Source organism: Aeromonas sp. TECH754, assembly GCF_056279295.1.
Map to the genome: position 1 here is coordinate 2171965 of NZ_JBWBRA010000001.1, position 24730 is coordinate 2196694.

At 59.5% G+C, this 24730-nt stretch carries 19 protein-coding genes; 13 read left to right on the forward strand and 6 right to left on the reverse strand.

All coding sequences use genetic code 11. From position 1 onward, the window contains the following. Positions 1-7: 7 nt before the first annotated feature. Together ACZ9IL_RS09540 and ACZ9IL_RS09545 are read right to left on the reverse strand one after the other, a co-directional pair. Complete coding sequence (locus ACZ9IL_RS09540; RefSeq protein ID WP_476003295.1) at positions 8-1624, reverse strand: ABC transporter substrate-binding protein; 1617 nt, start codon at positions 1622-1624, stop codon at positions 8-10. A 281-nt stretch (positions 1625-1905) separates the two neighbouring features. Beyond that, the gene (locus tag ACZ9IL_RS09545) at positions 1906-2541 is read right to left on the reverse strand and encodes a YchE family NAAT transporter (protein ID WP_476003296.1); all 636 of its coding nucleotides are present in this window, start codon (positions 2539-2541) and stop codon (positions 1906-1908) included. Positions 2542-3460: 919 nt separating this feature from the next. Here ACZ9IL_RS09545 and adhE point away from each other — a divergent pair. The 5 genes from adhE to ACZ9IL_RS09570 all read left to right on the forward strand — a co-directional run bounded on the left by adhE (position 3461) and on the right by ACZ9IL_RS09570 (position 11789). Then, positions 3461-6136, forward strand: coding sequence for a bifunctional acetaldehyde-CoA/alcohol dehydrogenase (adhE, locus tag ACZ9IL_RS09550; RefSeq protein WP_476003297.1), 2676 nt, complete (start codon positions 3461-3463; stop codon positions 6134-6136). 109 nt (positions 6137-6245) lie between these two features. Beyond that, positions 6246-7481 (forward strand): HD-GYP domain-containing protein, encoded by a 1236-nt coding sequence (locus ACZ9IL_RS09555; protein WP_476003298.1) that lies wholly within the window; start codon positions 6246-6248, stop codon positions 7479-7481. A gap of 351 nt (positions 7482-7832) precedes the next feature. Next, a complete protein-coding gene (locus tag ACZ9IL_RS09560; protein WP_476003299.1) occupies positions 7833-9524 on the forward strand; it encodes a LytS/YhcK type 5TM receptor domain-containing protein in 1692 nt (563 codons plus the stop codon). Continuing rightward, positions 9521-10225 (forward strand): two-component system response regulator BtsR, encoded by a 705-nt coding sequence (btsR, locus tag ACZ9IL_RS09565; protein ID WP_476003300.1) that lies wholly within the window; start codon positions 9521-9523, stop codon positions 10223-10225. Before ACZ9IL_RS09560 ends, btsR begins: the two co-directional genes overlap by 4 nt. A gap of 142 nt (positions 10226-10367) precedes the next feature. Continuing rightward, positions 10368-11789 (forward strand): carbon starvation CstA family protein, encoded by a 1422-nt coding sequence (locus ACZ9IL_RS09570; protein ID WP_476003301.1) that lies wholly within the window; start codon positions 10368-10370, stop codon positions 11787-11789. Positions 11790-11869: 80 nt separating this feature from the next. Here the strand turns inward: ACZ9IL_RS09570 and ACZ9IL_RS09575 are convergent, their stop codons facing one another. Then, positions 11870-13489 (reverse strand): mechanosensitive ion channel family protein, encoded by a 1620-nt coding sequence (locus ACZ9IL_RS09575; protein ID WP_476003302.1) that lies wholly within the window; start codon positions 13487-13489, stop codon positions 11870-11872. Between the two features lie 239 nt (positions 13490-13728). Between ACZ9IL_RS09575 and ACZ9IL_RS09580 the strand changes: the two genes are divergently transcribed. From ACZ9IL_RS09580 to ACZ9IL_RS09600, 5 genes are all read left to right on the forward strand, one after another. Next, complete coding sequence (locus ACZ9IL_RS09580) at positions 13729-14073, forward strand: DUF3302 domain-containing protein (protein ID WP_476003303.1); 345 nt, start codon at positions 13729-13731, stop codon at positions 14071-14073. Between the two features lie 10 nt (positions 14074-14083). Continuing rightward, on the forward strand, positions 14084-15121 hold the full coding sequence (locus ACZ9IL_RS09585) for an HlyD family secretion protein (RefSeq protein WP_476003304.1): 1038 nt from the start codon (positions 14084-14086) through the stop codon (positions 15119-15121). Positions 15122-15277: 156 nt separating this feature from the next. Beyond that, positions 15278-17038, forward strand: a complete 1761-nt coding sequence (gene radD / locus ACZ9IL_RS09590; RefSeq protein ID WP_476003305.1) for a DNA repair helicase RadD — start codon at positions 15278-15280, stop codon at positions 17036-17038. 84 nt (positions 17039-17122) lie between these two features. After that, on the forward strand, positions 17123-18568 hold the full coding sequence (gene dacB, locus ACZ9IL_RS09595; RefSeq protein ID WP_476003306.1) for a D-alanyl-D-alanine carboxypeptidase/D-alanyl-D-alanine endopeptidase: 1446 nt from the start codon (positions 17123-17125) through the stop codon (positions 18566-18568). Positions 18569-18924: 356 nt separating this feature from the next. Next, positions 18925-19182, forward strand: a complete 258-nt coding sequence (locus ACZ9IL_RS09600) for a GrxA family glutaredoxin (RefSeq protein ID WP_476003307.1) — start codon at positions 18925-18927, stop codon at positions 19180-19182. Positions 19183-19246: 64 nt separating this feature from the next. Here ACZ9IL_RS09600 and ACZ9IL_RS09605 read toward each other — a convergent pair whose 3' ends face one another. Beyond that, the gene (locus ACZ9IL_RS09605) at positions 19247-19459 is read right to left on the reverse strand and encodes a DUF1653 domain-containing protein (protein WP_476003308.1); all 213 of its coding nucleotides are present in this window, start codon (positions 19457-19459) and stop codon (positions 19247-19249) included. Here ACZ9IL_RS09605 and ACZ9IL_RS09610 point away from each other — a divergent pair. Beyond that, on the forward strand, positions 19458-19682 hold the full coding sequence (locus ACZ9IL_RS09610) for a hypothetical protein (protein ID WP_476003309.1): 225 nt from the start codon (positions 19458-19460) through the stop codon (positions 19680-19682). The genes ACZ9IL_RS09605 and ACZ9IL_RS09610 overlap by 2 nt on opposite strands. Before the next feature lie 135 nt (positions 19683-19817). Continuing rightward, entirely contained in the window at positions 19818-21032 is a 1215-nt protein-coding gene (locus ACZ9IL_RS09615) for a pyridoxal phosphate-dependent aminotransferase (protein ID WP_042641637.1), read from the forward strand. 69 nt (positions 21033-21101) lie between these two features. Here ACZ9IL_RS09615 and ACZ9IL_RS09620 read toward each other — a convergent pair whose 3' ends face one another. Beyond that, on the reverse strand, positions 21102-22577 hold the full coding sequence (locus ACZ9IL_RS09620; RefSeq protein WP_476003310.1) for a YfcC family protein: 1476 nt from the start codon (positions 22575-22577) through the stop codon (positions 21102-21104). A 163-nt stretch (positions 22578-22740) separates the two neighbouring features. Beyond that, entirely contained in the window at positions 22741-23934 is a 1194-nt protein-coding gene (fabV, locus tag ACZ9IL_RS09625; protein ID WP_476003311.1) for an enoyl-ACP reductase FabV, read from the reverse strand. A gap of 289 nt (positions 23935-24223) precedes the next feature. Between fabV and ACZ9IL_RS09630 the strand changes: the two genes are divergently transcribed. Next, on the forward strand, positions 24224-24685 hold the full coding sequence (locus ACZ9IL_RS09630; RefSeq protein WP_476003312.1) for a DUF4124 domain-containing protein: 462 nt from the start codon (positions 24224-24226) through the stop codon (positions 24683-24685). Positions 24686-24730 lie beyond the last annotated feature (45 nt).

Genomic DNA, 24730 nt, shown 5'->3' on the forward strand with positions numbered 1-24730 from the left:
TCTTTACTCAGTGAGCAACGATGTACATATCTTTGCTGTAGAGGTTATCCAGCGGGTTGGCCGGGTAGCCGCCCACGAAAGGTTTCACCATACGGGCAGTCACGTACTGATAGATGGGCGCAATCGGCATGTCCTTGGCCAGGATCTCTTCGGCCTGGACATAGAGCTTGTTGCGGGAGGCATCGTCTACCTGATCGCGAGACTCGCTCATCAGCTTGTCAAAGGTGGCGTTGGAGTACTTGCCGTCGTTGTTGCCGTGGGTGGTCTGCATCAGATCCAGCATGGAAGAGGCTTCGTTGTAGTCCGCGATCCAGCCAGCACGGCCCACGTCAAACTGACCCTGTGCCTTGGTCTGCAGGTAGGTCTTCCACTCCTGGTTCACCAGGCTCACTTCGACACCCAGCTTCTTCCACATGGAGGCGACCGCAACGGCGACCTTCTTGTGGTTGTCGTCGGTGTTGTAGAGCAGTTCGAACTTGAGCGGGTGACCCGGACCGAAACCGGCTTCGGTCAGCAGCTCTTTCGCCTTGGTGTTGCGCTCGGCCTGGGTCAGCTTGGACCAGTCCGGAGCCACCGGCTTGAAGCCGTCGACGAAATCAGGCACCAGGGTGTAGCCCGGGGTCTGGCCCTGGCCCATCACCTTGTCGGCGATCACGTTGCGATCAATGGCGTAGGAAAGTGCAGTACGCACACGCACGTCGTCAAACGGCTTCTTCTTGAAGTTGTACTGGTAGTAGTAGGTACCGACATAACCGGTCACCTTCAGCTCGTCGGGCTTCTCTTTCTTCATCTGCTTGAAGCGCTCGATGGGCATCTGGTAGGTCATGTCCACTTCGCCGGCCAGGTAGCGGTTCAGATCCGCGGTGTTCTGCAGCGGCAGGTAGGTGACCTTGTTGACCACGGTCTTGCCGTTGTTCCAGTAGTTGGGGTTACGCTCGACGTCGACGCGCTCGTTCACCACCCAATCTTTCAACTGGTAAGCACCGTTGGACACCATGTGACCAGGCTGGGTCCACTTCTCACCGTACTGCTCGATCACCTTCTTCGGCACCGGGTAGGTGGTGGTGTGGGAGAGCATGCTGACGAAATAGGGCACTGCCTTTTCCAGCTGCACTTCGAAGGTATGGTCGTCGACCGCCTTCACACCCAGGCTATCGGCCGGCTTCTTGCCGGCGATGATGGCGCTGGCGTTGATGATGGTCGGGATCTCCAGATACCAGGAATAAGGAGAAGCGGTTTTGGGATCGACTGCCCGCTTGAAGGCGAATTCGAAATCGTGGGCGGTCACGGGATCCCCGTTGGACCACTTGGCATCTTTGCGCAGGTGGAACACGAAGTGTTTGTTGTCCTTGGTTTCCCAGGACTCGGCGACGCCGGGCAGGACTTCACCCTTGGGGCCGGAAGAGACGAGACCTTCGAACAGGTCACGCAGAATATTGGATTCTACCGTGCCCTCGACCTTGTGCGGGTCCAGGGTTGCGGGTTCGGATCCATTGCCTTTCACCAGGGCCTGAACGTCTGCCAGCTTGGTGCCGGCAGGCACATCGGCGGCCTGTGCCGCGCTGATACCGCCAAACAATGCTGCCACCAAGAGGGTATTAATAATTGTTTTTTTATGAGTCATTTCCATACTCCAACAAGAACATTCCATGCGTTTGTCCATCAACGAGATAAATACCTCGCCGTCAGCATAATTCCCTGTCAATTCTGATAATGCAATAGATATTGTCAGGGGAAGCCATGCTTACTGGTTAAAGAAACAGCTTCCTGCCGATTCTCCAGCATTTAAATACCGTCTGACGGACGCTTTTCATACAAAACGGCTCGATTCTAAAAAAGGACTAACAAAAAAGAAACAATAAAAAAGCCGGTCACTGGGACCGGCTCCGATAAAACAAGGGTGTGTCACATCAATCCGGGGAAAACGCCCTTGATGCCGGCCACCATGATCTCGATGCCAAGGGACATCATGATGAGACCCATGATCCGGGTCACCACGTTGATGCCGGTGTTGCCCATCAGCTTGAACAGCAGCGGCGCCGCGCGGAAGATGAGCCAGGAGCAATAGGCAAAGACCATCACCACCACAAACATGCCCGCCAGTTGAGGCAGGGTCTTGTGGCTGGCATAGACAATTGAAGACGAGATGGCGCCTGGGCCTGCCATCAGCGGCAGCGCAAGGGGCACGACGGCGATGGATTCGCGCGCGGCCAACTCACCCTTCTCCTGCTTGTTGTGCTTCACCTCGCCGAGCTTGCCCTGCAGCATGGACCAGGCGATCAGGGTGATAAGCGAGCCGCCGGCGATGCGAAACGACGCCAGCGAGATGCCGAAGCTGTCGAGGATCAACTGCCCCATGCACATGGAGACGATCAGGATGACCATCACCGCGATGTGGGCCGTGGTGTTGGTCTTCATCCGTTCGTCTTGCTGCATATGACCGGTCAGACTGACAAATACCGGCAACAGCCCGAGCGGGTTGATGATCGCAAACAGACCCACGAAAAATTTCAGGTATAAAGAGAATTCAATTGCTGCCATAGGCGCCATCCAGAACTAAACAGGACCACGGGGATCAACCCAATAAAACTGGGCGTAAATTTACACCATGACTTTTCCCTTCACCAATCAAATAATCTCACCCTTTTCGTGGCTTTTCAGTTAGTTCCTCTAATGGATCGAGCAATCTCAACATATTGAATTGTTAATTCGGAATGGTGAAATGTAACATACTGGCAAAGGTCGCCAGCAACTTACCCTACCACAGAATAAATATGCAGTTATTTATTCCATACACACCTGCTTTTACAGATAAAAATTGGCATGAAATCGCCCTCCCCTGTGCTACGCCCCAGACCAACCCCAGTCGAAATCCTTGATGACGACACTCTTCTCCCCTGTCATCGCCACTCCCATTCCAAGCATGTGCAGTCCTCTATCACCCGAGCCCACACCCTGCACGAGTCTGCTGCGGCTTGCCGTCAAATGATCCGTCGCAGGGCGGCTAGCCCCGCTCGTGGATGAAAACAACAACCACTTTTCCAACAAAAATTAAACGCCGGTGAGTATCCGTTGCCAGTCGATCGGCTCCGCCATCCGCACGCCACGCCGGTCTTCCTCTCTGCCAGCCCCGGGAAGATCGGGGTAATAGCGCTAACTGGTTGAAATATGGTGGGTGTAGCCTCATTCACTTGCCATTCATCCCGCCGCCGCTCTACTCTACAAGTTCGCAACATCTGACCTGCCGAGATTGTGAAACAAAATTTCTTTTGTTCTTTTGTTACATATGATCCAGATCAAGTTTTTCTGAGTCGTCCCGGCTCTATAATCGACTCAGAAAACAATTTAGTAAGACATGTAAATACCCCGTTGTGGTGATTCTCTCCTTGACAGGGCAGCTATAATTGCCGGGCATTGCCAAGGTCTTACTAAACAGTTTTCAAATCATCAGGAGATAAACATGGCAGTAACCAATTTGGCTGAACTGGATGCACTGGTCGCCCGCGTCAAAGAAGCACAGCGTGAATTCGCCAGCTTCTCGCAAGAGCAGGTAGACAAGGTTTTCCGTGCCGCCGCCCTGGCCGCCAGCAACGCCCGTATCCCCCTGGCCCAGATGGCCGTGGCTGAATCCGGTATGGGTATCATCGAAGACAAGGTTATCAAGAACCACTTCGCCTCCGAATACATCTACAACGCTTACAAGGACGAGAAGACCTGCGGCATCCTGAGCCAGGACGACGAGATGGGCACCATCACCATCGCCGAGCCGGTAGGCATCATCTGCGGGATCGTACCGACCACCAACCCGACTTCTACCGCGATCTTCAAGGCTCTGATCTCCCTGAAGACCCGTAACGCCATCATCTTCTCCCCGCACCCCCGTGCCAAGAACTCCACCAATACCGCCGCCAAGCTGGTACTGGATGCAGCCATCGCCGCCGGTGCACCGAAAGACATCATCGGCTGGATCGATCAACCTTCCGTTGAGCTGTCCAACGCGCTGATGAAGCACAACGACATCAACCTTATTCTGGCCACCGGTGGCCCGGGCATGGTGAAGGCCGCTTACTCCTCAGGCAAACCCGCCATCGGTGTGGGTGCCGGTAACGTGCCGATCGTCATCGACGAAACCGCCGATATCAAACGTGCCGTCGCCTCCATCCTGATGTCCAAGACCTTCGACAACGGTGTGGTCTGTGCCTCTGAGCAAGCCGTCATCGTGGTTGACTCCATTTACAACCAGGTCAAAGAGCGTTTCTCGACTCACGCCGGCTACATCCTGTCCAAGGACGAAGCCGACAAGGTCCGTAAAGTGCTGCTGATCAACGGCGCCCTGAACGCCGACATCGTGGGTCAGCCTGCGACCAAGATCGCCGCCATGGCGGGCGTCACCGTACCGGCTACCACCAAGATCCTGATCGGTGAAGGTCTGGAACTGTGCGCTGAAGACGAGTTCGCTCACGAGAAGCTCTCCCCGACCTTAGGCATGTTCCGCGCCAAGAACTTCGAAGACGCCGTCGAGATGGCCTGTGACATGGTCAACATCGGTGGTATCGGCCACACCTCCGGTCTCTATACCGACCAGGATCGCAATGCCGACCGCATCAAGTACTTCGGCGACAAGATGAAGACCGCCCGTATCCTGATCAACACCCCGTCCACTCAGGGTGGTATCGGTGACCTGTATAACTTCGCACTTGCTCCGTCCCTGACCCTGGGTTGCGGCTCCTGGAGTGGTAACTCCATCTCCGAGAACGTCGGTCCCAAGCACTTGATCAACAAGAAGACAGTCGCAAAACGGGCAGAAAATATGCTGTGGCACAAACTTCCGAAGTCCATCTACTTCCGTCGTGGTTCCCTGCCGATTGCCCTTGGCGATCTGGAAGGTAAAAAACGCGCTATGGTCGTCACCGACCGCTTCCTGTTCAACAACGGTTATGCCGACGAAGTGGTTCGTCTGCTCAAGAAACTGAACATGGAAGTCGAGGTGTTCTACGAAGTGGAAGCCGATCCGACCCTGTCCGTGGTACGCAAGGGTGCCGAGATGGCCAACTCCTTCAAACCGGACGTCATCCTGGCGCTGGGCGGTGGTTCACCGATGGATGCGGCCAAGATCATGTGGGTCATGTACGAGCATCCGGATACCGCGTTCGAAGACCTGGCCATGCGCTTCATGGACATCCGCAAGCGTATCTACAAGTTCCCGAAAATGGGCGTGAAGGCCGAACTGGTCTGTATCACCACCACTTCCGGTACCGGTTCTGAAGTGACTCCGTTTGCGGTCGTGACCGACGACGCCACCGGCATGAAATACCCGCTGGCCGACTACGAGCTGACCCCGAACATGGCCATCGTCGACGCCAACCTGGTCATGAACATGCCCAAGTCCCTGTGCGCCTTCGGGGGTATCGATGCGGTCACTCACGCCATGGAAGCCTATGTTTCCGTACTGGCGAACGAGTACTCCGACGGTCAGGCGCTGCAAGCCCTGAAACTGTTGAAAGAGTACCTGCCGTCCAGCTACCAGAATGGTGCCAACGACCCGGTGGCCCGCGAGAAGGTGCACAACGCTGCCACCATCGCCGGTATCGCGTTTGCCAACGCCTTCCTGGGTGTCTGCCACTCCATGGCGCACAAGCTGGGTGCCGAGTTCCACATCCCACACGGCCTGGCCAACGCCCTGCTGATCAGCAACGTCATCCGCTACAACGCGAACGACAACCCTACCAAGCAGACCGCGTTCTCCCAGTACGACCGTCCGCAGGCTCGTCGTCGCTACGCCGAAGTGGCTGACCACCTGGGTCTGACCGCAGCCAGCGACCGCACCGCGGCCAAGATCGAGAAGCTGCTGGTCTGGCTGGATGGGCTCAAAGCCACTCTGGGTATCCCGGCCTCCATCCGTGAAGCCGGCGTGAACGAGGCTGACTTCCTGGCCAAGGTTGATCAACTGGCGCTGGAAGCCTTCGATGACCAGTGCACCGGCGCCAACCCGCGCTACCCGCTGATCACCGAGCTCAAAGCCATCCTGATGGACACCTACTACGGCCGTCCCTTCACCGAGGAAGCTCAGGTAGCGGCCAAGGTAGAAGCCAAAGTCGACGCCAAGGTAGATACCAAGAAGAAATCCAAGGCCTGATAATCGGTCCTGATGACGAAAGCCCGCGCACCAGCGCGGGCTTTTTTATTTGTCTATCTGCTTAATTTTGCTAGCTTGTTGGTAGGTAACTACGACACAAGAGCGAGTTATGGCGTTGATCCAAGCCTCCATCGAGCAGTTGAAAGTCGGCCATTACATCCACCTTCCCACCGGCTGGACCAGCCACCCTTTCCTGTTCAATACCTTCAAGATCCGCGACCAGCAGCAGCTCGACATCCTCCGCCACCTCGAACTCACCCTGCTGATGGTGGATCCCGAACGCAGTGATCTGCCTGTCGAACCTCTCCTGCACGCCGAACCTGCCCCTTCAAACCCGAATCATCCGGTGCAAGACGAGCCGCAGAGCCCCACATTACCCTCCTTCGATGAGAAGGCCTTTCGCCGATCCCTGCGCGCCGCCGACAAGGCATTCGGCCAGTCCCTGTCCGATCTGCGCGATGCGCTGGGCGCCCTCAATCTCAAACCGGACGAGGGGCTCGCCAACACCGCGCAGATAGTGCGCAACACCGCAGCCCAGATAGGCGCACATGAAGGGCCACTGGGGCTGCACCTCATTCGCAGCCAGCACACCGACATCCTGCTGCAGCACAGCCTGAGCATCGCCTTCATCGCCATGCTGATGGCCCGCGAGCTGGGCATGAGCCCCATCGAGATGGAAGAGGTGGGTCTGGCCGGGCTGGTGCACGACATCGGCGAGCTGAGGATCCCAAGCCAGATCACCCAGAAACGGGGAGAGCTCAGCCGCGCCGAGCAGAATTTTCTCAACATGCATCCCCAATATGGGCTGGAGATGCTCACTCAGATGAAAGCGTTTGAACCCAGGATCCGCGAGGTGGCCCATCTGCATCACGAGCGACTCGATGGTACCGGCTTCCCGCTCGGCATCAAGGGCGGTGAGATCCCTCCCCTCGCCCGCCTCATCGGCCTGGTGGATTACTACGACGAGCTGCTGCACCCGCGCAGCAGTGCCAACCCGGCGGCCCCGAGTCAGGCTATCGGCCAACTCTACAAGCTGTCCCAGAAGAAGTTCGATCAAGATCTGGTCAGATTGTTGATAAAGGTACTGGGGGTCTATCCGCCGGGCTCGCTGGTGCGCCTCGACGATGGCTCGGTGGCACTGGTGCTCTCGACCGAACCCAGCATGCCACTCAAGCCCAAGTTGCTGCCCTATGTCAGGGGACAGCGCCCGGAAACCGTGCCGATGATCGATCTGCGGGAAGATGAGAGAAGCATCAGCACCTGCATCAGGCAGGAGGAGCTGGATGACGGGCAACGGCTGTTTTTCAACCTGACTCGGCGTTTCTGTTACTATTTTGCCTTCTGAGTTATCCCCAGAAGCTGGGGATAACTCATTGGACAAACCTGAATAATTACCAAATCCCCCGCTAAATAGTCCGCTATCGGGGCTGGATAAAAAACGCCCAGTCGAGGACTGGGCGGAGCATGCCACCTCCGTGTGGCGTATCCGGTGGACACATTCATGCTCCATTCAGCAATACCAAGCCCGTCACATTTACACAAATATCAATTTAACATACTGATGTTATATGGTTTTAATTTTCCATTCTGGCAAACTGCCCGGCGACACTGACACGGGGCATGGCAAAGCGCGATCCGGCTCACAGAACAAACAAATGAGGCCAAATCCCGGCACGATCTCGAAGGAATGTTTTTTATGCAGTTAGTCCTCTCCCTGCTCCAGCAGATGAGCGTCAGCCTGGTCATCGCCTACCTGTTCTCCAAGAGCCCGCTGCTGCGTCCCCTGGCCAACTACTCGGTCAGGCTGCCTCACAAGGTGCTGATATACGTCATCTTCTCCTGCTTCTGCCTGCTCGGCACCTATGTGGGGCTGGAGATCGACGACGCCATCGCCAACACCCGCGCCGTCGGTGCCGTGCTGGGGGGCTTGCTGGGGGGCCCCCTGGTGGGCTTTCTGGTCGGGCTGACCGGCGGCCTGCATCGCTACACCCTTGGCGGCTTTACCGATCTGGCCTGCGCCATCTCCACCACCTGCGAAGGCCTGCTGGGGGGACTGGTGCACTGGCGGTTGATGCGGGCAAACCGGGTGGATGCGCTGTTCAAGCCCAGGATTGCCTTCTTCACCACCCTCTACGCCGAGATACTGCAGATGGTCATCATCCTGCTGGTCGCCACCCCGTTCGACAAGTCCCTGCTGCTGGTGCGCACCATCGCCACCCCCATGATCCTGGCCAACTCCTGCGGGGCGGCGCTGTTCATCAGCATGATCCGCGACCAGCAACGGATGTACGAGAAGTTCTCCCGGGTTTTCTCCGCCAAGGCGCTGACCATCGCCAATCGCACCGTCGGCATCATGACCCAGGGCTTTACCGCCGAGGCGAGCCAGAAGATCGCCCACATAGTGCAGGAGGAGACAGGGGTCGGTGCCGTCGCCATCACGGACACCGACAAGATCCTCGCCTTCATCGGTATCGGTGAGGATCATCACAAACCAGGCACCCCCATCACCTCGACCATCACCCTGCAGGCGCTCGCCCAGAACAAGGTGCTGTTTGCCGATGGCAACCGCCAGCCCTATCGCTGCAGCCTCTCCCCCCAGTGCCAGCTCGGTTCGGTACTGGTGATCCCGCTGCAAGGAGACAAGGGGGTGATCGGCACCATCAAGCTCTATGAGCCCAAGAAACGGCTGTTCCTCAAGATCAACCACACCCTGGGGGAAGGGATCGCCAATCTGCTGTCACAGCAGCTGCTGAGCGGGCGGCTGGAGCAGCAGCAACGCCTGCTGGTGCAGTCCGAACTCAAACTCGTTCAGGCCCAGATCAATCCCCACTTCCTGTTCAACACCCTCAACACCATCAGCGCCATCACTCGCCGCGATCCCGAGCGGGCACGCCAGCTGCTGCTGCATCTGTCCCGCTTCTTTCGCAAGAATCTCAAGCGCCAGAGCGATCTGGCCAGCCTGCAGGAAGAGCAGGACCACTGCCAATCCTATCTGGAGATAGAGCAGGCCCGCTTTGGCGAACGCCTGACCGTGATCAATGAGATACCGCCCCATCTGGGCACACTGACGCTACCGAGCTTCACCCTGCAGCCCCTCATCGAGAATGCCATCAAGCACGGCATCTCGACCCTGCTGGAGCAGGGCCGGATCCGTCTCTACGCGGAGGAGGGCCCCGGGTATGTCAGGCTCTGCGTCGAAGACAACGCCGGGGCCTGGCAGGCTGACCTGGCGGGGGATGGGCTCGGCATGAGCATAGTGGACCGCCGCCTCAGGAGTGCCTTCGGCGACGACTTCGGCATCCACGTCCAGTGCGAACCCGAGCAGTGGACCCGGGTCAGTTTCACCCTTCCCAATATCCCTCAGGCCCCCACCAAGGAGACCACATGATCCGCGTTCTCATCGTCGATGACGAACCCTATGCTCGCGAAGAGCTCGCCACGCAGCTCGGCTCCGAACCCGACATCGAGATCCTGGGATCCGCCGCCAATGCCATAGAAGCGCTTCCTCTCATCCAGCGACTGAGGCCCGACGTGGTGTTTCTCGACATCCAGATGCCCAAGCTCAGCGGCATGGACCTGGTCGCTATGCTCGATCCCCTGCCCCGTATCGTCTTCGTCACCGCCTTCGATGATTACGCCATCCAGGCCTTCGAGGAGAACGCCTTCGACTACCTGCTCAAACCGGTCGAGCCAGTCCGCCTCGCCAAGACCCTGGGACGTTTGCGCCAGGATCTCGGCCCGCAGTCCATGGCGGCGCTGGCACCAGTCATTCGCCACATTCCCGGCTATCTGCACAACAGGGTGCGGCTATTGCCCGTCGAACAGGTGGAATACGCCTTCTCGGATCTCGGCGGCGTCCATGTCGCCTGCCAGGGAGAGTTGTTTCACACCCAGCTGACCCTGAAATCCCTGGAGGAGAAGACCCCGCTGCTACGCTGCCATCGCCAGTATCTGGTGGCCCCCGCCGCCATCTACGAGATCCGGCTGCTGGACAACCAATTGGCGGAAATAGTGACCCCGAGCGGCGCTCAAGTGCCGGTCAGCCGACGCTATCTCAAGGAGTTGAAGGAGGAGTTGGGCCTGGAGTGAGGGCCCGCGACTGTGCGCCGGATCACAGCCGGCGGCCGCTCGGGTCGCCAGGGCGCCGCTCACGACCTTTACCTGCTGTTAACAGCAAACCCCCATTAGACTGGCTCCGCACACCATAAAATAACAATGCTGGAGCGTTACAATGATCTGGTTTTTCCTTTGTGTCGGCCTGCTGGTGGCTGGCTACTTCATCTATGGCAAATTCATCGAACGGCTGTTTGGGCCGAAACCTGAGCTTGCTACCCCCGCCATCACCATGGCCGACGGCGTGGACTATGTCCCCATGTCGGACAAGAAAGTCTATCTGGTCCAACTGCTCAACATCGCCGGGGTCGGCCCCATCTTCGGTCCCATTCTGGGCGCCCTCTACGGCCCGGTCGCCATGCTCTGGATCGTATTCGGCTGCATCTTCGCGGGCGCGGTACACGACTACTTCTCCGGCATGCTGTCGGTGCGCGCCAAGGGTGCCTCGGTGCCGACCGTCGTCGGTGAACACCTGGGCACCGCCGCCAAGCATTTCATGAACCTGTTCGCCGTGGTGTTGCTGATGTTGGTCGGGGTGGTCTTCGTGCTAAGCCCGGCGGGTCTGCTGGCGAACCTGACCTCCATCGATCTGGTGTACTGGATAGTGGCCATCTTTGCCTACTACATCCTCGCCACCATAGTCCCCATCGACAAGATCATCGGTCGCTTCTACCCCATCTTCGGCGCCCTGCTGGTGTTTATGTCGGTCGGCCTCATCATCGGCCTCATCGTCTCCGGCAAAGGCTTCTACAACACAGGGATGGACTTCTCCAACCTGCACCCGACCGAACTGCCGCTGTGGCCGCTGCTGTTCATCACCATCGCCTGCGGTGCCGTCTCCGGCTTCCATGCCACCCAGTCCCCGCTGATGGCGCGCTGCATGCAAAACGAGAAGTCCGGCCGCTTCATCTTCTACGGTGCCATGATAGGCGAAGGCGTCATCGCTCTTATCTGGTGCACCCTGGGCCTCTCCTTCTATGACAGCACCGAGGCACTCAACGCCACCATGGCCAACGGCGGCCCGGCGGCCGTGGTGCACGAGGTGTCCACCAGCCTGCTCGGCACCGTCGGCGGCGTGCTGGCCATCCTGGGCGTGGTGATCTTGCCCATCACCTCTGGCGACACCGCATTTCGCAGTGCCCGCCTCATCGTCGCCGACTTCCTGAAGCTGACACAGAAGCCCATGGCCAAGCGACTGCTCATCGCCATCCCCATGTTCATCCTCGGCTTCATCATCTCCAAGGCCGAGTTCGGGGTGATCTGGCGCTACTTCGGCTGGGCCAACCAGACTACCGCCGTCATCATGCTGTGGGCCGCCGCCGCCTATCTCATCAAGGAAGGCAAGCTGCACTGGGTCTGCACCCTTCCCGCCATGTTCATGACCGCCGTGGTGATCACCTATCTGGCCAACGCCCCCATCGGCTTTGGACTGGAGATGAACATCTCCACCGTCATCGGCCTGGTGAGTACCGCCCTCGTCACCCTGGCCTTCCTGTACAAGTTCAGGTCGTCCCAGTTGAGCGCGGCCAAGGAGAGCTGACTCGCGGCGCCCCCCAGCGCAATAGCAAAGGCCCGGCATCACTGCCGGGCCTTTTTGTTGTCCAGATAAGGCCACTCGCCTTATTTGATGGCGGGCTGGTCCGCTGGCGGCGCCGCGGGCACTTGATACCAGTGTTCCCTGGCCACCAGCACCGCCTGCTCCGGTTGGGCGACGAAGTTGGGGGACATGATCTGCACCCCGAACTCGTTGAACACATCCTGGATGTGGCCGTGCAGTTCGGTCTTGACCACGGCTGGCAACAGCCCCTCCTTCATCCGCACCTGCAGCTCGTACTCCACATACCAGTCCTGCAGGTTGAGCTGACGCACCAGCGGCGCCTCTCCTTGATTGAGCTGCTCACAGCGCCGCGCCGCCAGCTCCAGCATGGCATGCACCTGACGCCAGGGCGTGTCGTAGCCAATGGTCACCTTGGTCAGCAAGGCCACCCCCTTGTCCCCCGCCAGGCGCGTGAGATTGACCACCTTGCCACCCACCACCACCGCATTGGGTAACGTCACCTCGTGCTCCTGACGCGTCACCAGCTTGGTCGAGAGGGCATTGAGCTCGGTCACCATGCCCTCCACTTCGCCAATCTGTACCAGATCGCCGGGCCGCAGGGCTCTGGAATAGATGAGTACCAGGCCGCTCATGGCATGGTTCATGATGCCCGCAGACCCCAGGGTCACCATCAGGCCGAAGAAGACGCTGATCCCCTTGAACGCGTCTGAGTTGGCCCCCGGCAGATAGGGATAGGCCACGGTCAGGGCAAACAGCCAGATCACCACCGAGAGCAGCCGCCGCGTGGCGCCGACGGTTTCGGCGTGCAACCCCTGCACCCGAAACTGCCCATTTTCGATGCGATCAAACAAGATGGCCAGTACCCGGATGAAGAAGCGGGTGATGACGACGATCAGCAGCACAGTCACCAGACCCGGCATGGCCGCGATGATCCCCTCCAGCATGTCGCTACAGAGACTGAACAGGGAGTCACCCAGCCGCAGGCTCCAGGCTCTGGTCTGGGGGAAGAGCCCCAGTACATAGGTGAGCCAGCCATAGATGAGCATGAAGATGAGCAACAGGGTCAGCAGGCTGAGCAGGCGATCCTCTACGTTGCCGACCACCTGTCGCCACTGGGGCGGGATCAGCCCTTTTTGCAGCATCAGTCGATTGACGAGCCATTTTTTGACGCGCCGAAGCGCTTTTTGCAGCAACCAGACCAGGGCGAAGAAGAGCACGCTGGCCAACGCCGCCTTGCCGAGGGCCTTGAACAGATAAGGCGCTGAGTGCAGCTCAAGGTACTTGATGCGAACCTCATCCAGACGGACTCGCACACGCTCGGCCGCCTGATCCAGTGTCAGCTCGTCAAACTCGTCCAGATCCCCGACCAGCAGCACCAGAATGCGCTTGCCGTTGACCATGAATTCCCGACTTTCCTGCCCGACCCGGCGGCCCTTGAGCACGGTGATGGTCGAGTTCAGATCGCTGGGGTCCAGGGCCTGGATCCTTTCATGGATCAGCCGCACCCGGGCCGCGCCATCCAGACTGCCATATTTTGCCTGCAGCATGACGATGGGCTCATGTAGCAAGATCAGGGTCTGGGACTTCTCCTGCTCAGTGGGCTCTCGCCTTGGCTCGGCAGCCCAGCCAACCTTTGCCAGCAACAGGCTGACCAGTAGCAAAGTCCCCCACAGCGAACACATCCCGCATAGTCCCTTCATCGCGCCCCCCAGTTAACGAGACATCTGAATCTCTTTTCTATTTGATTTTATAGAAAGAAATTCACCGGCGCGCAATTAATGAGCGGCCAATGAACCGAGGCTGTACCGGAATATCAACTCCCCTATTGCAGTCTTGCAGTGACGTAATATGCTGTCATCATACGTCGGAAACTACAGGTACAAGGCTGGGTATGGCCTTGCGACTTAGATGGGAGAAATGAATGATACCTGATTACATACTGACCTACGTTGCCCTCGGGATATTGGTGTTTGTCGTCCTGGTGATGTTTTACGGAATTATCGTCATTCACGATATTCCTTATGAAATTGCCAAGCATCGTAACCACCCCCACCAGGATGCCATTCACGTGGCTGGCTGGGTGAGCCTTTTTACTCTGCACGTACTGTGGCCGTTCCTCTGGATTTGGGCCACCATTTACCGCCCTGATCGCGGTTGGGGTTTCAATCAACGTCTGCAGAAGGACGAAGATGAGATCTCCACGCTCAAGCAAGAACTGGCCGCATTGCAAGCCCGTATGAACACGCTCGAACAGACCGATAAATAGGTAATCATTCATGGACTTGCTACTGATACTCACCTATACCGCCATCTGTATAGGTATTTTCAAGATCTTCAAGATCCCGCTCAACAAGTGGACAGTGCCCACCGCCGTGCTCGGCGGCGTCTTCATCATAGGGGCGCTCATCGTCCTGATGAACTACAACCACCCCTATTCGGAGCTGGCACGGAACTACTACGTCTCCACTCCCATAGTGCCGCTGGTCAAAGGCCGCGTCACCGAGGTACCGGTCCAGCCCAACCAGAAGGTCAACAAGGGAGATGTGCTGTTTCGCATCGAAGCCGACCCCTTCCAGGAAAAGGTTGCCAGCCTGACGGCACGGCTCGCTTCCAATAAGGATTTCCTGAAAGCCCTCAATGCCAGGCTGCGCTCCGCCAGCCTGGACCGGGATCGCGCCCAGGAGCTGGTGCGTCGTGGCATCGGCAAACAGCGGGATCTCGACGTTACCCAGGCCAACGTAGACGATATCGTCGCCCAGACCGATCAACAGAAGGCCGCGCTGGATGACATCAATGCCCAGCTCAACATCGCCAAGTACGAGCTGGAACAGACAGTTGTCTATGCCCCAAGCGATGGTCACATCGTGCAGCTGGCGCTGCGTCCAGGCATGATCGCCGCTCCTTTCATGTATCGCCCGGTGATGACCTTCATTCATGAAGATGCCAACTCCTACGTCGGCTGGTTCTGGCAAAACAGCATGCAGCGGCTGAAAGAGGGCGATGAAGCCGAGGTGGTGCTGGACGGTATCCCTGGCCGGATCTTCAAGGCCAAGGTGCAGTCCGTGATCCCCGCCATGGCACCGGGTAACATTCAGGCTCAGGCCGGCCTTATCGACCAGACCACGGCTCAACTGCCGGGTCGCCTGCCCATCGTTCTCGAGATCACCGATCCCGAATGGGCAAAGTATCAGGTGATTGCGGGTTCCAGCGGCCAGGCCGCCATCTACACCGAACATGTCCACCACGTGGCCATCATGCGCAAGATCCTGATGCGCATGGGTAGCTGGCTCAACTACCTGTTCCCCTTCCACTAAGCTGCAATGCAGTATGCCAACGGGCCAGAATCATTCTGGCCCGTTTTATTTGGCTGTCCGCTGGCAGCGTCGGCCATCCGCCTCCTCAACGCCTCACGCTGCATTTTGGCGACAAGATCCCTATAATGGCGCCATCTTGCATCGGCCAGTCTCCTCATGTTCGTTCTCAGACCCTATCAGACAGACGCGGTCAACGCCGTTATCCAACATTTTCGCAAGCACCCGGATCCCGCCGTGGTGGTCCTGCCCACCGGCGCCGGCAAGAGCCTGGTGATCGCCGAGCTGGCGCGCAAGGCCCGTGGCCGGGTGCTGGTGCTGGCTCACGTCAAGGAGCTGGTGGAGCAGAACCACGCCAAGTACGAGGCCTGGGATCTTAGCGCTGACATCTTCGCCGCCGGGCTGGATCGCAAGCAGGCTTCGGCCCAGGTGGTCTTCGGCTCGGTGCAGTCGGTGGCACGCAACCTGGATGCCTTCGATGGTGCCTTCTCCCTGCTCATCATCGACGAGTGCCATCGCGTCTCGCTCGCGGATGACAGCCAGTACCATCAGGTGATCGCGCACCTCAAGACCGGCAACCCGGCCCTCAAGATCCTCGGTCTCACCGCGACGCCTTATCGGCTGGGGCTTGGCTGGATCTACCGCCGTCACTACCACGGCATGGTGAAGAGCCATGGCGAGCGGCTGTTTGGCGATTGCGTGTTCGAATTGCCCCTGCGCTTCATGATAAAGAATGGCTACCTGACACCGCCGCGCCTGATCGATGCCCCCATCGTCCATTACGACTTCAGCAAGCTGGTACCACGAGAGAACGGCCTGTTCAGCGAGGCCGATCTCAATGGCGAACTCAAGCGCCAGCAGCGAGTCACCCCCCACATCATCAACCAGGTGCTGGAGTATGCCCGTGAGCGGCAGGGCGTGATGGTCTTCGCCGCCACCGTCGAACACGCCCGCGAGATCCAGGGGCTATTGGGTGCCAAAGGGGAGCAGGCGGCCCTCATCACCGGCGAGACCCCGGGCCCGGAGCGGGATGCTCTCATCCACGCCTTCAAGGCGCGGGAGATCAAGTTTCTGGTCAACGTGGCGGTGCTCACCACCGGCTTCGATGCCCCCCACGTCGATCTGATCGTGATGCTGCGCCCCACCGAGTCGGTGTCGCTCTACCAGCAGATCGTCGGCCGCGGCCTGCGCCTCTCGCCGGGCAAGGAGGATTGCCTGGTGCTCGACTACGCCGGCAACAACTTCAACCTGTTCGCCCCCGAAGTGGGGGAGCCCAGGCCCCACGCCGGCACAGAGCCGGTGCAGGTACCCTGCCCCGCCTGCGGCTTTGCCAACACCTTCTGGGGCAAGACCGACGAAGATGGCAAGGTGATCGAGCACTACGGCCGTCGCTGCCAGGGGTTGTTCGAGGATGACGAAGGTCAGCGGGAGGAGTGCGACTATCGCTTTCGCGCCAAGATCTGCCCGGCTTGCGGGGCAGAGAACGACATTGCCGCCCGCCGCTGCCAGAGCTGTGATCAGCTGCTGGTGGATCCGGATGACAAACTTAAAGAAGCGCTCAATCTCAAGGACTGCATGGTGATCCGCTGCTCCGGGCTGACCCTGACCCGAGGCAAGGGCAAGCAGGGGGAGCGTCTGGAGGTGACCTACCACGATGAGGACGGTCTGACATTGACCGAATACTTCTCCTTTCACTCCACGGCCGCACCGCGCTTGTTTCAACAGCGCTTTGTGCGTCATCATTGGCCCGCCCCGGGCCTTGAGCCCGAATTCACCACCTTGGACAGCGTCCTGGCCGCCGAAACCCAGTTTCGTCATCCGGATTTTGTCATCGCCCGCAAGTCGGGACGCTTCTGGCAGGTGAAGGATAAAATTTTTGACTACCAGGGGCGTTATCGTACAGCCGAAACACTTGGCTGACGGCACCCTGACAGGTGAATATATCCATGTTGAGTATCAAGGCTGGCACACGATGCCGGCCTCTTCGTCAAGTTTGAGGATCTTATGCAGCGGCTGTTGATTGGTGTTTGTGCTCTGTTTTCCACCCTGTTTTCCATCGTGGCCCATGCCGCCCCGCTGATCCCGCCCAAGGGGGGCCAATACGCCGTCATCGTGCAGGGTAGCGGCGGGGTGGAGTTCGCCCGCCACGCCGACGATATGATAGCGCCGGCCTCCACCATGAAGGTGCTGACCGCGCTCGCCGCCCGCCTCGAGCTCGGTGCCGACTTCCGCTTCGCCACCGACATCCAGGCCCAGAACGGCGCCAAGCAGGGGGATGTCATCAATGGCGACATCTGGATCAACTTCGTTGGCGATCCCACCCTGTCACGGATGGATCTGGTGGCCCTGTTCAAGCAGCTCGGCGTCACCCGCATCAAGGGCAATGTCTACGTCAACACCGGCGCCTACAACGGCTACGAGCGCGGCAACGGCTGGTCCTGGGGGGATCAGACCCTCTGCTTCGCGGCCCCGGTGTCGTCGGTCATCATCGACAAGAACTGCGCCTATGGCACCGTCACCGCCACCCAGATCGGTAAACCGGCGGTCGGCAACGTCGCCACCGGCGTGCCCATCGGCATCGGCGCCGACAACGTGGAAGTGATGAGCTACGGCGACATGGCGCGCCAGTTCTGCGCCCTCGAAGTGGACATGGCCAAGGGCAACTTCTATGAGCTCAAGGGCTGCATCACCCCGAACAAGGACCCGCAGGGCCTGCGCTTTGCCATCCACGACGTGGAGGCCTGGGGCTGGGACAACATCCGCTGGGCCATGAACCGCGCCGGCATCAGCCACGACGGCCTGCTGCGGGTCACCCATCTGGCACCGGTCGGCGCCGAAACCCTGGCCACCCACTACTCCGTCTCCCTGCCGGTCATGCTCTCCAAGATGCTGAAAAAATCCGACAACCTCTATGCCGATACCTTCTTGAAGACCGTCGGCCGCCACTACTACAACAAGCCGGGCAGCTATCGCAGCGGCACCATGGCGGTGCGTGCCATCCTGACCAAGAACGGCATCGATCTCGGCAACGCCACCCTGGCCGACGGCTCCGGCCTCTCCGCTCACAACCTCATCAGCGCCCGCCAGATGCTGTCGGTACTGAACTTCATCCAGAAGAATGATGCCGAGCTCGACTTCATCAAGCTGCTGCCGAGCTCCCAGGTGGACGGCACCCTGGCCTGGCGTCGCAGCGTCACCGCCCCCATGATGAAGAACAAGGTGCACGCCAAGACCGGCACCATCACCGGCACCTCCAACTTGGCCGGTTTCATCGACACTGCAGGCGGCCAGCGCAAGGCCTTCGTGATGTTCCAGCGCGGCCTGTCCCAGGATCCGGCCACCCACGAGCGCTTCCGCGCCAGCAAGGCCCCCTGGCCCTGGACCGTGTTCGAGAAAGGGGTATTGGAGAGCATCTACCAGCAGCAGCCGATCCAGATCGCCGAGCAATGATGCACAGGGGCCTTGCCCGCAAGGCGGCCCCTATACCCAGAACAGGGTTCGAGAAAGGGGTATTGGAGAGCATCTACCATCAGCAGCCGATCCAGATTGCCGAGCAATGATGCACAGGGGCCTTGCCCGCAAGGCGGCTCCCATACCCTGGACAGGGTTCGAGAAAGGGGTATTGGAGAGCATCTACCAGCAGCAGCCGATCCAGATCGCCGAGCAGTGATGCGCAGGGGCCTTGCCCGCAAGGCGGCCCCTATGCCCGTAATTTTCCACTTTAACGAACCCTGAGGCGGGGCTATGCTGTCGCCAGCCTCATTGCAGCGGCTTCATATAACGGCTTCATTTAACGGAGAGAAACGATGTTTGTAGAAATTTTTGGTCGCCCAGGTTGCCCCTACTGTGTCCGTGCCAAGCAGCTCGCCGAGCAGTTGACCGAGGAGCGCGATGACTTCCAATTCCGCTACGTGGACATCAACGCCGAAGGGCTGACCAAGGACGATCTGGCCGCCAAGGCGGGTAAGCCGGTCACCACGGTGCCGCAGATCTTCCTGGACGAGCAGCACATCGGTGGCTGCACCGACTTCGAAGCCTACGCCAGAGCCAATCTGGGTCTGTGATCCCCATTCGTATCGCAAAAAGGCGCCTGATGGCGCCTTTTTTCATGGAAAAAAATGCTCACGCTCAGTCTGCCACCGGCGTGAAGCGGCTCACCACGGCGCCCTGATGTTCAATCCACTCCATGAACATGGCGACGGGCCTGGCATAGACATGCTCATCCTGCTCGGACTGATAGATGACCAGCCGCTCCTGGGTTTCGGTGTGCAGGGCCAGGGTGAGCACGCGATAGTACCCTCCCTTGAAGTGGCGATAGCGGCCGGGCGTAGGTGCGTGCATGGCAAAAGCCTCGAGACATGATGAAAAACCGCCGGACGGTGCGCTGGCCGGGCTCGGAATGGGGGCTGATGGACGTATCTCACCCCAGCCAATCGTGCCAGATGGGGGGAGTATTTCAATACACTCCTGCGGCTTTATGAAGCTCACCCTCATCTTTCACTGGTTTCTTGCGAAACAGGCAAACGATCCTGCTGAATTTAACAGATTGGCAACCCTGTTTTAGGGGTAAATATCAGGGATTTATTCCATAAATTAGATTGTTCTAGCATTCAATTCTGTGAAGAATAGGGGTAGAGAAATTTGATACTAAAAAACGCTTTTTGCCAACGCGCCCCCAGGGGAAGGAATCACGCTCACCATGTTCACTATCGACAAGTCGCACAAGCTCGACGATGTCTGCTATGACATTCGCGGCCCGGTGCACAAAGAGGCTCGCCGTCTCGAAGACGAAGGCCACCGCATTCTCAAGCTCAACATCGGCAATCTGGCGCCATTCGGTTTCGATGCCCCCGAGGAACTCATCAAGGATGTGATCCTCAACATGCCCCAGAGCCAGGGCTACTGCGACTCCAAGGGGCTGTTCTCCGCCCGCAAGGCGGTGATGCAGTATTACCAGCAGAAGGGGATGCGCAAGGTCGATATCGATGACATCTACATCGGCAACGGCGCGAGCGAACTCATCGTGATGGCCATGCAAGCGCTGCTCAACAACGGCGACGAGATGCTGGTGCCCTCCCCCGACTACCCGCTGTGGACCGCGGCCATCACCCTCTCCGGTGGCCATGCGGTGCATTATCGCTGCGACGAAGGGGCCGACTGGTATCCGGATCTGGACGACATCCGCGCCCGCATCACCCCGCGCACCCGCGGCCTGGTGCTGATCAATCCGAACAACCCGACCGGCGCCGTCTACGGCAGCGAATTCCAACTGGAGCTGATCGAGATCGCGCGCCAACACAACCTCATCATCTTCGCCGACGAGATCTACGACAAGATCCTCTACGACGACATCGCCCACACCAGCGTCTGCACCCAGTGCGACGACGTCATGGTAGTAACCTTCAACGGCCTCTCCAAGGCCTACCGCGCCTGTGGCTTCCGCCAGGGCTGGATGGTCATCACCGGACCCAAGGGCCGGGCCAAAGGCTATATAGAGGGGTTGGAGATGCTGGCCTCCATGCGGCTCTGCTCCAACGTGCCCATGCAGCACGCCATTCAGGCGGCGCTGGGTGGCTACCAGAGCATCAACGAGCTGATCCTGCCGGGCGGCCGGCTGCGGCGCCAGCGGGACAAGGCCTGGGAGCTGATCAACGCCATTCCCGGCGTCTCCTGCGTCAAGCCCAAGGGGGCGCTCTACCTGTTCCCGCGCCTCGACCCCAAGGTCTACGACATCCGCGACGATCAGAAGATGGTGTTCGATCTGCTACAGCAGGAGAAACTGCTGCTGGTACAGGGCACCGGCTTCAACTGGCCCGCACCAGACCACTTCCGGCTGGCATTCCTGCCCCGGGAAGAGGAGCTGGAGGATGCCATCGGCCGTCTCGCCCGCTTCCTCAAGAACTACAAGCAGTAAGCACTGCCAACATCATGAAAAAGGCTCCCGCGGGAGCCTTTTTGCTGTCTGTCGTTTTATGTCAGGCCATCAGCCGTGCAGCAGGGCGCCAACCACCAGCACCCCCATGGTGATGAGCGCCACTCCGATGATGAAGGGCAGCACCCAGCGCACGAAACGCTCGTAGGGGATCTTGGCCAGCGCCAACCCGGCCACCAGGTGGGCGGCGGTGGGGGCGAACAGGTTGATCCAGCCGGAGGCGGACTGGTAGGCGGTGATCACCAGATCCCGGGAGATGCCGGAGAAGTCCGCGAGCGGTCCCATCAGCGGCATGGAGACGGTCGCCAGCCCCGAGGTCGAGGGGATGAAGAAGCTCAGAATGATGTGCACCAGATAGGCCATCAGGATAAATACCGAAGAGGAGAGCCCGGTCACCAGTCCTTCGGCCCAGTGCAAAATGCTGTCGATGATGACGCCCTGCTCCATCACCACATAGATGCCGCGCGCCACCGCCACCACCAGCGCCACCCCGATGAGGTCCCGCGCCCCTTCCAGGAAGGTGGCCACATAGTTGGACTCCGGCATCCGGTTGATCAGCGCGATCAGGATGGAGGCGCTGAAGAACAGGGTGGAGAGCTCATCGAACCACCAGCCCAGAGTTGGCAGAAAATCGATGCCCAGATCCGACCAGGGCACCACCGCATAGATCATCAGCAGGAAGGTGCCGAAAAACACCAGCATGGTGAGCTTCTGCTTGCCGCTGAAGGCCGCGTCGCTGCGCTTCATCTGGGAGAATTCGTCGTCATAGTGGATGTCGGCCAGCACCGAGTTGCCCTTGTCCTGCTGCACCTGCTTGGCGTAACGCATCACGAACCAGGAGGCGAAGATCACCAGCAGCAGCCACTGGACGACCCGCAGGCCGATCCCCTCGCCGATGGGAATGCCGGCAAAACCCGAGGCGATGCCGGTGGCAAAGGGGTTGACGGTGGAAGCCAGCACCCCGACCCCGGAGCCGAGCAGGATGATCCCCGCCGCCACCATGCGATCGAAGCCCGCCGCCATCATCACCGGGACGATCAGCGCCCAGAAGGCCACCGTCTCCTCCGCCATGCCGAAGGTGGAGCCGCCGAGGGCAAAGAGGGCGATCAGCGCAGGGATCAGCAGCCGCTCACGGCCGGCGAAGGCGCGCACTATGGCCCCGACCCCGGCATCCAGCGCGCCGCTGTGCATGGTCACCGCCAGGAAGCCGCCGATAATGAGCACGAACAGCGCCACGTCGGCCGCCTTGTGGAAGCCCTGAATGGGGGCCTTGAGCACATCGAACACCCCCTGTGGATGGGAGGGGAGCTCGGTGTAGCTGCCGGGCACCGGCAACAACCGCTCGTCGCCGCTGTAGTCGGCCACCGCGGCGGCCGCGATCGGCTGCTGGCTCTTGGCGGTGACATAGTTGTACTTGCCCGCCGGCAGCACCCAGGTGAGGGTGGCCATCAGGGCGATGATGATAAACAGCAGGGTGTATACGGTGGGGAGTTGGCGCTTCTTGGGCGCTTCATGTGGGCTGGTCATAGTGTCCGTTCCTCGGCAAGGCCGTCATGTGATCCGATCAGCGCAAGACTAGCGGTTTTGATATCGGAAAAAGGTGATCGCGGATAATAAAATTTCTCGATGAGACCGAATTCTTGACAAAAAAACAGGGCCCCGCAGGGCCCTCTTTTCATCCGGATCAGGCTCAGAGCTCGACCACGTCGAAGCGCACGTCCGGGTTGACGTCCGCATCGTAATCCACCTCGTCCAGCCCGAAGCCGAACAGGCGCAGGAACTCCTGCTTGTAGCCGGTGTAATCGGTCAGCTCGGACAGGTTTTCGGTGGTGATGGAAGGCCAGAGGTCACGGCAGGTCTGCTGCACGTCGTCACGCAGCTCCCAGTCATCCATGCGGATGCGAGCCTGCTCGTCCAGTGCCAGCTCCTCGCCATAGAGGCGGGTGCGCAGCATGCGATAGACCTGCTCCATGCAACCCTCGTGGATACCCTTCTCTTTCATGATCTTGAAGGCCATGGAGATGTAGAGCGGCATCACCGGAATGGCGCTGGAGGCCTGGGTCACCACGGATTTCAGCACGGCCACGTGAGCGGTACCGCCCTTCCCTGCCAGATCGCCACGAATGGCGGTGGCGGCGCGGTCCAAGTCTTCCTTGGCGCGGCCCAGGGTGCCATGCCAGTAGATGGGCCAGGTCAGATCGGTGCCGATGTAGGAGTAGGCAACGGACTTGGCGCCGTCAGCCAGCACGCCAGCATCACGCAGGGCCGCCATCCACAGCTCCCAATCCTGGCCGCCCATGACGGTGATGGTGTTCTGGATCTCTTCCTCGTTCGCCGGCTCGACGGTGGCGGTGATGATCTGATCCTTGTTGGTATCGATGGCGGTGGTGGTGTAGGTCTCGCCGATAGGCTTGAGGGCAGAACGCACCACTTCACCGGTATCCGGCATCTTGCGCACCGGCGAAGCCAGGGAGTAGACCACCAGATCGATTTGACCCAGATCGGCCTTGATAAGCTCGATCACCTTCTCGCGACACTCGTTGGAGAAGGCATCGCCGTTGACGCTTTTGGCATACAGGCCGGCCTCTTTGGCAGCCTTGTCGAAGGCGGCGGAGTTGTACCAGCCAGCGGAGCCGGTCTTGGTCTCGGAGCTCGGCTTCTCGAAAAAGACACCGATGGTGGCCGCGCCGGAACCGAAGGCGGTGGCAATGCGCGAGGCCAGGCCGTAGCCGGTGGAGGCGCCGATCACCAGTACTTTCTTGGGACCATTCTCGATGGGGCCCTGAGCCTGGGTGTAAGCAATCTGGCGACGAACATTGGCTTCACAACCGACCGGATGAGTGGTGGTGCAGATAAAGCCGCGAACCTTGGGTTTTATAATCATGTTGGGTCTCGACACCGTTAAATGGATGAAATCGGGGCATAAGATACCTCATTGTGGCTCAGTATGGTGCTCTGATGTGTTGAGGCGCGGGGAAAACCGGCGGCAGAGCCCTCTCGTGGCGACGCCGGATGACGGCGCCGCGCCCCATCCGCAATTTGAAATGGAGTGGCCTGATGAAGAGGCTATTGTTTCAAGTAGTTCATGATGTTGGCAGTCTCCGGGGCGGCTGGCGCGGTGTCGGCACTGCCCCGGAGACTGCCGCGAAGGAATAGGATTCAAGGAGGAATCAATGTCACGCACTCTGGCCTTCTGCCTTGGTATGCTGGTTGCCGCCACCCCGCTTTTAGCCCGGGCCGGTGTCTACCAATGCACCGTCAACGGCAACACCATCTTCAGCGATATCCCCTGTACCGGCGATGCCAAGCCCATGGATCTGCGGATATACACCCCGCCGGCAGAGGCGGTGGCAGAGGCCAGCAAGCAGACCGAGGCGATTGAAAAAGATCTCGCCGCCAGCCAGAAGCAGCATCAGCTGGCGACCCTGCGCGCCGAAGCTGAGGCCAAGACCCTGAAGATGAACAACGAGATCAGCCGATACAACGAGCAGTTGAAGGGCGCGACCTCATCCCAGGCCGAGGGTGCTGGCGAGAAACGCTCCGCCGCCGAGATACAGGCCATGACCCGCCGTCACCAGAGCGAGATGGAGGCCCTGAACAAGCAGATCTCGACTCTGCAACAGCAGAAGAAGTAGGCTCATCTGCCGAGCTGGCGCAGACGTCGGGGGCTGCGGCTGCTA

What these genes read in the sequence shown, in the direction of transcription:
- ACZ9IL_RS09630 (WP_476003312.1), top strand. Translation starts at nt 24,224, where the DNA reads ATGTCACGCACTCTGGCCTTCTGCCTTGGTATGCTGGTTGCCGCCACC.
- btsR (WP_476003300.1), top strand. Translation starts at nt 9,521, where the DNA reads ATGATCCGCGTTCTCATCGTCGATGACGAACCCTATGCTCGCGAAGAG.
- ACZ9IL_RS09560 (WP_476003299.1), top strand. Translation starts at nt 7,833, where the DNA reads ATGCAGTTAGTCCTCTCCCTGCTCCAGCAGATGAGCGTCAGCCTGGTC.
- ACZ9IL_RS09585 (WP_476003304.1), top strand. Translation starts at nt 14,084, where the DNA reads ATGGACTTGCTACTGATACTCACCTATACCGCCATCTGTATAGGTATT.
- ACZ9IL_RS09620 (WP_476003310.1), bottom strand. Translation starts at nt 22,577, where the DNA reads ATGACCAGCCCACATGAAGCGCCCAAGAAGCGCCAACTCCCCACCGTA.
- radD (WP_476003305.1), top strand. Translation starts at nt 15,278, where the DNA reads ATGTTCGTTCTCAGACCCTATCAGACAGACGCGGTCAACGCCGTTATC.
- ACZ9IL_RS09615 (WP_042641637.1), top strand. Translation starts at nt 19,818, where the DNA reads ATGTTCACTATCGACAAGTCGCACAAGCTCGACGATGTCTGCTATGAC.
- ACZ9IL_RS09600 (WP_476003307.1), top strand. Translation starts at nt 18,925, where the DNA reads ATGTTTGTAGAAATTTTTGGTCGCCCAGGTTGCCCCTACTGTGTCCGT.
- ACZ9IL_RS09605 (WP_476003308.1), bottom strand. Translation starts at nt 19,459, where the DNA reads ATGCACGCACCTACGCCCGGCCGCTATCGCCACTTCAAGGGAGGGTAC.
- dacB (WP_476003306.1), top strand. Translation starts at nt 17,123, where the DNA reads ATGCAGCGGCTGTTGATTGGTGTTTGTGCTCTGTTTTCCACCCTGTTT.
- fabV (WP_476003311.1), bottom strand. Translation starts at nt 23,934, where the DNA reads ATGATTATAAAACCCAAGGTTCGCGGCTTTATCTGCACCACCACTCAT.
- ACZ9IL_RS09555 (WP_476003298.1), top strand. Translation starts at nt 6,246, where the DNA reads ATGGCGTTGATCCAAGCCTCCATCGAGCAGTTGAAAGTCGGCCATTAC.
- ACZ9IL_RS09545 (WP_476003296.1), bottom strand. Translation starts at nt 2,541, where the DNA reads ATGGCAGCAATTGAATTCTCTTTATACCTGAAATTTTTCGTGGGTCTG.
- ACZ9IL_RS09580 (WP_476003303.1), top strand. Translation starts at nt 13,729, where the DNA reads ATGATACCTGATTACATACTGACCTACGTTGCCCTCGGGATATTGGTG.
- ACZ9IL_RS09570 (WP_476003301.1), top strand. Translation starts at nt 10,368, where the DNA reads ATGATCTGGTTTTTCCTTTGTGTCGGCCTGCTGGTGGCTGGCTACTTC.
- ACZ9IL_RS09575 (WP_476003302.1), bottom strand. Translation starts at nt 13,489, where the DNA reads ATGTGTTCGCTGTGGGGGACTTTGCTACTGGTCAGCCTGTTGCTGGCA.
- adhE (WP_476003297.1), top strand. Translation starts at nt 3,461, where the DNA reads ATGGCAGTAACCAATTTGGCTGAACTGGATGCACTGGTCGCCCGCGTC.
- ACZ9IL_RS09610 (WP_476003309.1), top strand. Translation starts at nt 19,458, where the DNA reads ATGGCAAAAGCCTCGAGACATGATGAAAAACCGCCGGACGGTGCGCTG.
- ACZ9IL_RS09540 (WP_476003295.1), bottom strand. Translation starts at nt 1,624, where the DNA reads ATGACTCATAAAAAAACAATTATTAATACCCTCTTGGTGGCAGCATTG.